Below are 11,171 nucleotides of genomic sequence, written 5' to 3' on the forward strand. Positions count from 1 at the left end.
CATCTTACTTTTCAGTAAACTCTCCGTCTACGACGTCATCGCCTGCGTTTCCTGTTGCTTGTGCGCCTTCTGCTCCTGCTTGAGCTTGTTGGGCTGCTGCGGCTTGTTCGTAGAGTTTAACAGCAAGTCCTTGAGCTTTTTCGTTCAATGCTTCGAGTTTTGCTTTCATTTCGTCCAAGTTGTTATCTTCTTGGGCTTTCTTAAGCTCATCAAGGGCAGCTTGGGCAGCGTCACGTTCTGCATCGAAGCCTTTTCCTTCAGTTTCCTTGATTGTCTTTTCAGTCGCAAAGATAGCTTGGTCTACTTCGTTACGAAGGTCAACTTCTTCTTTACGTTTCTTATCTGCTTCAGCGTTTGCTTCTGCATCTTTCATCATGCGGTCGATTTCTTCATCAGTCAAACCAGAGTTAGATTGGATGACAATAGTTTGTTCTTTTTGAGTTCCAAGATCTTTAGCCTTAACAGATACGATACCGTTCTTGTCGATGTCAAATGTTACTTCGATTTGTGGGATACCACGAGGAGCAGCTGGGATGTCTGTCAATTGGAAGCGTCCAAGAGTCTTGTTATCTGCTGCCATTGGGCGTTCACCTTGAAGAACGTGGATATCAACGGCTGGTTGGTTGTCTGCTGCAGTTGAGAAGACTTGTGATTTAGATGTTGGAATAGTAGTGTTGCGATCGATAAGTTTTGTAAATACTCCACCCATTGTTTCGATACCAAGTGACAATGGTGTTACATCAAGAAGGACAACGTCTTTCACATCACCAGTAATGACACCACCTTGGATCGCAGCACCCATGGCAACAACTTCGTCAGGGTTTACTGATTTGTTTGGTTCTTTACCAGTTTCAGCTTTCACAGCTTCTACAACGGCTGGGATACGAGTTGAACCACCAACAAGGATAACTTCATCGATTTCTGACAAGCTCAAACCTGCATCTGAAAGGGCTTGACGAACTGGAACTTTTGTACGTTCAACAAGGTCACGAGTTAAATCGTCAAATTTCGCACGAGTCAAAGTCATTTCCAAGTGAAGAGGTCCAGCCTCACCTGCAGTGATGAATGGCAAGCTGATTTGTGTTGAAGTTACACCAGAAAGGTCTTTCTTAGCTTTTTCAGCTGCATCTTTCAAACGTTGCATCGCCATCTTGTCAGTAGACAAGTCAATACCATTTTCTTTCTTGAATTCTCCTACCAAGTGGTCGATGATTTTTTGGTCAAAGTCGTCACCACCAAGTTTGTTGTCCCCTGCAGTTGACAATACGTCGAAGACACCGTCACCCAATTCAAGGATAGATACGTCGAATGTACCACCACCAAGGTCAAATACCAAGATTTTTTCTTCTTTGTCAGTCTTGTCCAAACCGTAAGCGAGGGCTGCTGCAGTTGGCTCGTTAACGATACGTTCTACTTCAAGACCAGCAATTTTACCAGCGTCTTTAGTTGCTTGACGTTGAGCGTCGTTAAAGTAAGCTGGAACTGTGATAACTGCTTTGGTTACTTTTTCACCAAGGTATTCTTCAGCGTAACCTTTCAAGTATTGAAGGATCATAGCTGAGATTTCTTGTGGAGTGTATTCTTTTCCATTTGCAGAAACTTTTTCAGAAGTTCCCATCTTAGATTTGATAGAGATAACTGTATCTGGGTTTGTGACTGCTTGGCGTTTTGCGGCATCACCAACGATGATTTCTCCGTTTTTGAATGATACTACAGATGGAGTTGTGCGATTTCCTTCTGGGTTTGCGATGATTTTGCTTTCAGTTCCTTCAAGAACTGCAACTGCTGAGTTTGTTGTACCTAAGTCAATACCAATAATTTTAGACATGTGTTTTTCTCCTTAAATTTTATATTCTATTTTTGATTTTTCTTAATATTCCCCTTAAGTGGTGGGGACGTGAGCAACTCCCTTTGGGATTTCATCACTTATTTTTGAGCCTATTGTCTCAAAAATCCCCTGTTTCAGTAGCAAAAGCTACTGAAACTTTCACCACGGCGGGCAATATCTTCCTTGCAAGCCTCCGGCTTGCTTTTTATCTTTCTTCATAGTTTATTGTCGTTTCGGACAAGTTTTCAATATATATATGTTGCGACACGAGGAGTCGAAATCGATTTTATTTCGACGATGAGTTAGTAAGGAGGCTAGGCAAACGCCATAGCGATTGCCGTTTTCTGACGAGTTGCTTCAGCAACCGTCAGAATTGCCTAGTTATAGACTACTACCATGGCTGGGCGTAGGATGCGGTCATGGAGTTTGTAGCCTTTTTGGAAGACTTGGGCGATGGTATCTGCTGGGTGTTCATCGTCTGCTGGGAGAGTTTGGATGGCCATGTGATAGTTATGGTCAAATTCGCCGTCAGCTGCAATTTCTTCGATTCCTTCTTCTTTCAAAGCGTGAATCAAGCTCTCTTGCACCATCTCCAATCCTTTTTTGACATCGTCTGTCAAACCTTCAACTGCTAGTGCACGTTCTAAGTTGTCAAGCGATGGTAAGATTGCTTTTGCCAGGTCTTGGCTACGATAACGTTGCAAGTTTTGACGTTCTTCATTGGCACGGCGTTGAATATTTTGCATTTCTGCATGAGCGCGAAGGTATTTGTTTTCGAACTCATCCGCGCGTTCATTTGCCAAGTCCAACTCAGACTTCTCAGGAGTTGTTTCTTCAGTTGTTTCCACAACTTCCTCTTCTTTCATTTCTTCGTTTTTTTTATCTTGGGCCATTTTCGCCTCCTTTAATGATTTCAATCTTAATGTACTTCGTAATGATTACTGCTGAGGTAGCGGTAAAAATCTGTCAACTTCATGGTCAAAACACGATTGACAACATTGACTTGATTGACCAATTGCTGGTAGTCCAGATTGACCGGACCGATAATCGCTAGAATTCCAAAACCACGATAAGGGATGAGGAATTTACTGCTAATCACTGCTAGATCAGCTAGACAAGACTCTTGACTGTCCGCAACACGAACATTTTGCATCTGATCTTCATGCAGACCCTCACGAATCTCCAAAGCCACCTTTTGTGGTTGGTCAAAGAACTGATAGGCTACTAGATTAGCAAAATTTAAGAGATTGACTTTTCCCGCTACTACAATATTTTCATTGAACATTTCTTTAAAAATGTGTTCAAAGAGATCCATGACATTGTCCGTTGTTGTAAAGTAACGCTGGATAATCTGCGGAATCTCCGTCCGAATCTTGTAGTGAATATCCAGAACGGTATGAGTGAGGAAACGTTCCTGAATGATGCTCTTCAGTTTCAGCAAATCTTCCTGCAAGAAGTTCCTTGGAATCAGAAATTGACTGGTAACCGTTCGGGACTCGTCTAGGGTAAATACTGCCAAGGCTGTATGTTGCCCCAAGACAACAATATCAAAGGCTGTCAACCGTTGCCTGCTCGGCTCAACATCCAGTGCTACTACCGTACAGCCACTCAGGTCAGTCAGTAGATTAGCAGCCTCTTGCAGAATATCCTCCAGTTTGAAGAATTCCTGATCAAAGGCTTTGACAATCTCGTATACCTCATTTTCAGCCAGTCTGTCAAAAGCAAGCGAGTGTTTCACATAGTACTGAAACCCCGCGACACTTGGCATCCGACCACTGGAAGTATGCGCTTTTTCAAGCAATCCTTGTTTTTCTAGAGCCGCCATATCATTACGAATGGTAGCACTACTAGAATTAATAGACTCTTGTAGCGCCTTGGATCCGACAGGTTCGTGCGTTTTGGTAAAGATGTCAATAATCAGATTTAAAATATCCTGCTGACGCTCTGTAACCATCTCATCACTCCTCTCTGTCCGATCGATTAGCACTCTATGTATCCAAGTGCTAACTCATGATTCTATTATACACCCTTAGAAGAGAATGTCAAGACAAAAACTCAAAAAATTAGCACTCTTTTACCAAGAGTGCTAAAAATCAGTCTGAAGACCTAGAATCTTACTTCTCATATACTTGGTATTTCCTTTTAAGTCTGAAAAAACCATAGATTAGATAAGAAATTAAGCAAGCGTATAAAATCATAACCACCCGTCTAACGGGTGGTTTGCACCAGGACTATAAGCCCAAATCACCAGCCAGCGCCTAAAGACGCTGGCTTTCACGTTGTTCAAGCCTCATTGCTCTTGACTCGTCACTTGCCTCTTAAAGAGACCTTGGTACTACTTACCACTATCCCTAAAGGGATCCTCATATTCTTTTACACTTAATTTATCTAGTGCTATATCATGCTTTTCCTGTTCTTGAATATATTTCTTAATTGTGGCTTCATTAAGCCCTACTGTACTTACATAATAACCTTCTGCCCAGAAATGCCGATTCCCAAACTTGTACTTGAGGTTGGCGTGTTTGTCAAACATCATGAGTGCACTTTTACCTTTTAAATACCCCATGAAACTTGAACACTTATCCTCGGTGGAATACTGACTAACATATGTACATGGTCTGGCATTAAGTGACCTTCGATAATCTCAACACCTTTATAACTACATAATCGATGGAATATTTCTCCCAAACTGCTTCGATATTGATTATAAATTACTTTTCGTCTATACTTAGGGTTGAACACAATGTGATATTTACACATCCACTTTGTGTGTGATAAACTATGTGCCTTTTGTGCCATATTTTTCTCCTTTCGCTTTACAATTGGCTTGAACACCTTTATTGTATCGTGTTTGGAGTTTTTTGGTATAACCTTCGATGCGCACCCGCATAGCAGGTGGTTTATTTGTCTCGCACCTTGCGGAGCGAGACGGACTAATAGTCACATAACGAAAAAGAGAGAACGATTTCTCGTTCTCTCTTCTTAGGCTCAGGAATTAAGAAGTCATTTTGTTATTTCCTAAGAGTAGCTTAATCTTTCTTGCGAAGAACAAAAGCTGCTAGGCTTGCAAAGGCAAGACCGATGATTGAAAGAAGACCAGATACTGCTGAACCTGTGTTTGGTAACAAGTTCTGCTTTTGACTACTTCCTTCTTCTGGTTGACTAGTATTTCCAGAATCTTTAATTGGGGCCGGAGTGAATTCCCAGATGCCTACGAAGTGTGCGTCTGCTCCATTGATGATTTCAGATGTCTTGTCATAAGACTTGAAGCTCCATGTGCCTTCTGCTGTCTTAACCTCTGTTTGACTTGGTTGCGTTGGCGTTGCTTGACTGCCATCTTTCAAGTTTGTTTGGTCTGCTGGAAGCAAGGCTTTCACTTCTTGTGGAAGTTCTTTGCCTGGAGTTCCGCTAACAAACTCGTGAACTGCTTTATGAGTCACTGTTGGAACTGGAGTTGCTGTAAATTCCCATGTACCTATAAACTTAACATCTGATCCATTAATTGTTTCCGATGTTTTATCGTAGGACTTGAAGCTCCAGGTACCTTCTGCTGTCTTAACTTCTGTTTGACTTGGTTGCGTTGGCGTTGCTTGACTGCCATCTTTCAAGTTTGTTTGGTCTGCCGGAAGAAGAGATTTCACTTCTTGTGGAAGTTCTTTACCTGGAGTTCCGCTGACAAACTCGTGAACTGCTTTATGAGTCACTGTTGGAACTGGAGTTGCTGTAAATTCCCATGTACCTATAAACTTAACATCTGATCCATTAATTGTTTCCGATGTCTTATCGTAGGACTTGAAGCTCCATGTGCCTTCTGCTGTCTTAACTTCTGTTTGACTTGGTTGCGTCGGAATCGCTTGGCTACCGTCTTTCAAGTCTGTTTGGTCTGCTGGAAGCAAGGCTTTCACTTCTTGTGGAAGTTCTTTACCTGGAGTTCCGCTGACAAACTCGTGAACTGCTTTATGAGTCAGTGTTGGAACTGGGCTTGCTGTAAATTCCCATGTCCCTACAAACTTAACATCTGAACCGTTGACAGTCTCTGAAGTCTTGTCATAGGACTTGAAGCTCCATGTACCTTCCGAGGTCTTAACTTCTGTTTGACTTGGTTGTGTTGGTGTTGCTTGGCTGCCGTCCTTCAAGTCTGTTTGATCTGCTGGAAGCAAGGTTTTCACTTCTTGTGGAAGTTCTTTGCCTGGAGTTCCGCTGACAAACTCGTGAACTGCTTTATGAGTCACTGTTGGAGCTGGGGTGAATTCCCAAGTACCGATAAAGTGGGCATCCGCTCCATTGATGGTTTCTGATGCCTTGTCATAGGACTTGAAGCTCCATGTGCCTTCTGCCGTCTTCACTTCTGTTTGACTTGGTTGTGTTGGTGTTGCTTGGCTGCCATCTTTCAAGTTTGTTTGGTCTGCTGGAAGAAGGGCCTTCACTTCTTGTGGAAGCTCTTTACCCGGAGTTCCGCTGACAAACTCGTGAGTTGCCTTATGAGTCACTGTTGGCGCTGGAGTGAATTCCCAGGTACCGACGAAGTGGGCATCCGCTCCATTGATGGTTTCTGATGCTTTGTCATAGGACTTGAAGCTCCATGTACCTTCTGCGGTCTTCACTTCTGTTTGACTTGGTTGAGTCGGAGTCGCTTGACTACCGTCTTTCAATTCTGTTTGGTCTGATGGAAGCAAGGTTTTCACTTCTTGTGGAAGCTCTTTGCCTGGAGTTCCGCTGACAAATTCATGTGTTGCCTTGTAAGTTGGAGCTGGGGTGAATTCCCAAGTACCGACAAAGTGTGCGTCCGCTCCATTGATGGTTTCTGAAGTCTTGTCATAGGACTTAAAGCTCCATGTACCTTCTGACGTCTTCACTTCTGTTTGGCTTGGTTGAGTCGGAGTCGCTTGACTACCGTCTTTCAAGTCTGTTTGGTCTGACGGAAGCAAGGTTTTCACTTCTTGTGGAAGTTCTTTGCCTGGCGTTCCGCTGACAAATTCATGTGTTGCCTTGTAAGTTGGTGCTGGGGTGAATTCCCAAGTACCAACGAAGTGGGCATCCGCTCCATTGATAGTTTCTGATGCCTTGTCATAGGACTTGAAGCTCCATGTACCTTCTGCGGTCTTCACTTCTGTTTGACTTGGTTGAGTCGGAGTCGCTTGACTACCGTCTTTCAAGTCTGTTTGGTCTGCTGGAAGCAAGGTTTTCACTTCTTGCGGAAGTTCTTTGCCTGGCGTTCCGCTGACAAATTCATGTGTTGCCTTGTAAGTTGGAGCTGGGGTGAATTCCCAAGTACCGACGAAGTGAGCATCCGCTCCATTGATGGTTTCTGATGCTTTATCGTAGGACTTAAAGCTCCATGTACCTTCTGCAGTCTTAACCTCTGTTTGACTTGGTTGAGTTGGAGTTACTTGACTACCATTAGACAAGTTCTTTTCTGTTGCTGGAAGCAAATCTTTCACTTCTTGTGGCAACTCTTTACCTGGCGTTCCACTGACAAATTCATGGTGTTTTTCGTAAAGAAGAGCAGTGCTCACCTGATTAGAAGGAGCTGATAAGTTATCAACATGCAAGGTTACAGTGTTGTTAATTTTTTCAGGTCCCTTTTCTTCCACTTTTTTGTTTGTAGTAGTATTATAAGTTACAATAATTTCAGCAGAAGAATTTGCTTTTATGTATTCAGGTGTCATTTTAACAGTAACAGTTTGACCATTCTTTTCAATAGTATAATCACGCCCTTCCTGTAGAGTCACTCCACCTGATTCCACTTTAAGTCCTTGATAATCAAGGCGCTCATCAAAATTCTGAACCATTTCGATAGATGAAGGTGCTGCTAAAAGATCTTTACCTGGAACCGGAATTTTAAAGGTAGCCTTATAAGTTACATCCTGCCCCTCTTTAGCTGGAATCTCTGTAGGATCAACTTCTAGAACAGGGCTCGGATCAAGTTTTTCAACATATAGACCAAAGACGGCCGAAGCAACCTCTGTTGATGAATAAGCAAAATTCATCCTATTACTATTCGATCGAAGGGCGAAACCAGAGATATTGTTCTCAGAATAGCTACCACTTGTAATCTGAGTCGCAATCCAAGCAGTTCGTTCTCCTTGGTCTTCCTGTTTCAAAACATTGGCATTGTTCATCAAACGAAGATTAACATCATTTTGATAATCTTTAATATAGAAGGTTTCCTTCAAGTTGTTTGCATCCATTGCATCGATGTCCGTTGGTTTCATGACCAACTTCAAATCTGTCTCTGAACCATCTGCATAACTCAACTCGGCTGTTACATCAGCATCAATCCAAAATGCTTTATTCATGATGTAATCATGATTCGCATCTACGTAAGGAACATTACCAATTTCAAAAGCACTGCTTTCCCATAATTCAGAAATTGAGAAAAATTCAACAGTAGATTTTTGAGCACTATTCATCTCAGATTCTGCCTGAGCAGTATTAAGATAGTGTAGGGTTACTTTATTGAAATTTAGATAAGCATCTACTTGCTTACCATTGACTGTCCCAATATTTGTGAATTTTAGAGAAAGAGGATTTTCAAAAACTTGATCCTGTTTTTTACTTTTATCTACTTTAAGAGTAAAGTTCTCCATCTCGCCTGGATAGGCACCACCCCAGAGATATTCATAGTGGGGATTCGATAAATGAAACTGATCAACAGCCTGTGATTTAGATAAAACACTAAAATTGTTGATGTTCAAATTAAACTTACGAATATCTAAGGTTGAGATATCCGTTCCATTTTTTATTTCTTCTAAAGCCGCATAAGATTGAAGCGGAAGAAGAAAAATAGAAAAAAGTAAAACGACTAGTCCGAGAAAAGCCTGTTTTTTTCTACTGAAAATAGTAGAAAAAGGCATTCTCATGCGATTTTTCCATTTCATAATGTACCTCCAAAATTAAAAATGATTATTTAATCATTTCAAAAGAAATGTTCATCTCATTTTAACACAAAAGGGGGGCAATTAAAAGTAGATTATAGATAAAAATTTATTATTTTGTATTTCCAGATTGTCAATTTTCGGTGAGAATAATTAAAATATCAAAGTTTCAGAACAGGCGTTTACACTATGTAAATAGCTGTTTTATTGTTGAACCTATTATCACTCCATGAGTTTCATAACGTACTCAAGCTACACATAAACATTAATATATTTAATTTTTTATAAAAAAGAACCCAAGAATAAATTCTGGGTTCTTTTTAGTATTTCTCGTACAAAGATGCTTTTGTACAATTAGAGAGCCTTAGTCTTTCTTACGAACGACAAAGCCGACTAGACCGGCGATAAATAAACCAATCATTGAAAGAAGACTGGTAGAAGCTGTACCTGTGCTTGGTAGAACTTTCTTATCTTGGCTTGCAGTTTCTTCTTTCTTAGTGCTTCCAGATTGGTTCCCTGTTGTTGCAGTATCATTCTTATTACCGTTGGTTGTTGTAGAAGCTACTTTCTTAGTTCCAACTTCAACAATCTCATCTACTGCTGGAGTGGTGATTGTGTTGGATTTCTCAACACGACCTGTTTCTACTCCGTCTGTGTAGGTAACTGTGTAAACAATGGTGCGAACACCCTTCTTACCAGCAGCTTTTACTACACGAGTTCCTTCTGGAAGTTCAGAATTTGTGACTTCCTTAGTTTGGAAGGCAACATCTTCTGTTTTCATTTCTTCCTTCGTTGTAACTACTGGAGCTACTACTTTCTTAGTTCCAACTTCAACAATCTCATCTACTGCTGGAGTAGTGATTGTGTTGGATTTCTCAACACGACCTGTTTCAACGCCATCTGTGTAAGTGACAGTTTCAACAATGGTACGAACACCCTTCTTACCAGCAGCTTTCACTTGACGACTTCCTTCTGGAAGGTCTGCGTTCTGCACTTCTTTGACTTGGAAAGCAACTTCTTCTGTCTTCGTTTCTTCCTTAGTCGTTACAACTGGGGCTACTACTTTCTTAGTTCCAACTTCGACAACTTCGTCTACTGCTGGAGTAGTGATTGTGTTGGATTTCTCAACACGACCTGTTTCAACGCCGTCTGTGTAAGTCACTGTATAAACAATGGTACGAACACCCTTCTTACCAGCTGTCTTCACTTGACGAGTTCCTTCTGGAAGATCTGGATTTGTTACTTCCTTAGTTTGGAAAGCAACTTCTTCCGTCTTGGTCTCTTCCTTAGTCGTTACAACTGGGGCTACTACTTTCTTAGTTCCAACTTCGACAACTTCGTCTACTGCTGGAGTGGTGATTGTGTTTGATTTCTCAACACGACCTGTTTCAACACCGTCTGTGTAAGTCACTGTTTCAACAATGGTACGAACACCTTTTTGCCCAGCTGTTTTCACTCGGCGAACACCTTCAGCTAAGAGTGCATTTTCAACCTCACGAGTCTGGAAGGCAACTTCTTCAGTTTTGGTTACTTCCTTAGTGGTTACAACAGCTTTCCCACCGGTATAGGTAATCTTGTTTTTTGCAGCTTTCTTAGTCTTGCGTGAAACTTCTTTACGAGATTTTTCAACACCATCCACTTTTGTCACTTCATAAGTGACTTCATCGACACCTTCTTCACCTTCTTCAACACGCGTTTGACCTTTATCCAGTGCTGGGTCTACTTTCGTTTCTTCTTTGAAAGCAACTTTTTCCTCTACAGTCACTGTTTCTTTGGTTTCTACACCTGTTTTCTTAGTTCCAACTTCGATGATTTCTTCTACTGGTTCTTTAATTACTGTTTGGCTCTTTCTATCACGTTTTTTCTCAACGCCATTTACCAAAGTAACATCCCAAACAACTTTCTTCTGACCTTTTTCTCCCGCTTGTTTTACCTTTCGAGTACCTTCAGCGAGGTCTGCATTGTTTTCTGTCCGAGATGGGTAAGGAATCTCCTCAGTAGTTGTGACTTCTTGATGTTCTTCTTTTAAATCTCCCCCAGTGAGAAGTGCCTCAGCCTTAGCTTTTAAAGAATTGTAGCGAGCTTCAAGCGCCGCAAAACTTTTTTGACCTTCTGGACTCTTCATTGCCTTCTTTGCAGTCTCAAAAAAATTCTTTGCTTCTTCTACATCACCCTCTAGGAGTTCTTTATTATCCTCATCTGGACTATTTGTAAAATCCTTAATTGAAGATTCTATACTATCAAGCATTCTTTTGAACGTATTTGCAATACTTCGCTCTTGGCCATCTGGAATTTCTTCATCTTCCGCTGGTGTCTCTTCCGCATGCACTGTTGGAATTTGATACAAGTCGGGAGCTACATGATAAGTGGCTACTCCAAGTGCATTTAAAGCAAGTATAGAAATTCCTAACTTTAATAATTTTTTTCTACTCATTATTCTTTCCTTAACACTTTCAATATACAGT

The 11,171-nt window shown here is 41.3% G+C and carries 5 protein-coding genes and 2 pseudogenes; all 7 read right to left on the reverse strand.

Features of this window, described 5'->3' with window-relative positions:
* Positions 1-4: 4 nt before the first annotated feature.
* On the reverse strand, positions 5-1,828 hold the full coding sequence (gene dnaK, locus HMPREF8578_RS02545) for a molecular chaperone DnaK (protein ID WP_000034686.1): 1,824 nt from the start codon (positions 1,826-1,828) through the stop codon (positions 5-7).
* 377 nt (positions 1,829-2,205) lie between these two features.
* A complete protein-coding gene (gene grpE / locus HMPREF8578_RS02550; RefSeq protein ID WP_000046057.1) occupies positions 2,206-2,721 on the reverse strand; it encodes a nucleotide exchange factor GrpE in 516 nt (171 codons plus the stop codon).
* Between the two features lie 26 nt (positions 2,722-2,747).
* On the reverse strand, positions 2,748-3,782 hold the full coding sequence (hrcA, locus tag HMPREF8578_RS02555) for a heat-inducible transcriptional repressor HrcA (RefSeq protein WP_000255745.1): 1,035 nt from the start codon (positions 3,780-3,782) through the stop codon (positions 2,748-2,750).
* Positions 3,783-3,942: 160 nt separating this feature from the next.
* Positions 3,943-4,032 (reverse strand): annotated as a pseudogene (locus HMPREF8578_RS12640) (DUF2812 domain-containing protein); the annotation flags it as partial.
* 131 nt (positions 4,033-4,163) lie between these two features.
* Positions 4,164-4,627: pseudogene (gene tnpA, locus HMPREF8578_RS02560) on the reverse strand (IS200/IS605 family transposase).
* A 230-nt stretch (positions 4,628-4,857) separates the two neighbouring features.
* The gene (locus HMPREF8578_RS02565; RefSeq protein ID WP_000871410.1) at positions 4,858-8,709 is read right to left on the reverse strand and encodes an LPXTG-anchored SHIRT domain periscope protein; all 3,852 of its coding nucleotides are present in this window, start codon (positions 8,707-8,709) and stop codon (positions 4,858-4,860) included.
* A 361-nt stretch (positions 8,710-9,070) separates the two neighbouring features.
* Positions 9,071-11,140, reverse strand: a complete 2,070-nt coding sequence (locus HMPREF8578_RS02570) for a G5 domain-containing protein (RefSeq protein WP_000087622.1) — start codon at positions 11,138-11,140, stop codon at positions 9,071-9,073.
* Between the last annotated feature and the right edge of the window lie 31 nt (positions 11,141-11,171).

Source organism: Streptococcus oralis ATCC 49296, assembly GCF_000185265.1.
Lineage (GTDB): Bacteria > Bacillota > Bacilli > Lactobacillales > Streptococcaceae > Streptococcus > Streptococcus oralis_BC.

What these genes read in the sequence shown, in the direction of transcription:
- HMPREF8578_RS02565 (WP_000871410.1), bottom strand. Translation starts at nt 8,709, where the DNA reads ATGAAATGGAAAAATCGCATGAGAATGCCTTTTTCTACTATTTTCAGT.
- grpE (WP_000046057.1), bottom strand. Translation starts at nt 2,721, where the DNA reads ATGGCCCAAGATAAAAAAAACGAAGAAATGAAAGAAGAGGAAGTTGTG.
- HMPREF8578_RS02570 (WP_000087622.1), bottom strand. Translation starts at nt 11,140, where the DNA reads ATGAGTAGAAAAAAATTATTAAAGTTAGGAATTTCTATACTTGCTTTA.
- dnaK (WP_000034686.1), bottom strand. Translation starts at nt 1,828, where the DNA reads ATGTCTAAAATTATTGGTATTGACTTAGGTACAACAAACTCAGCAGTT.
- hrcA (WP_000255745.1), bottom strand. Translation starts at nt 3,782, where the DNA reads ATGGTTACAGAGCGTCAGCAGGATATTTTAAATCTGATTATTGACATC.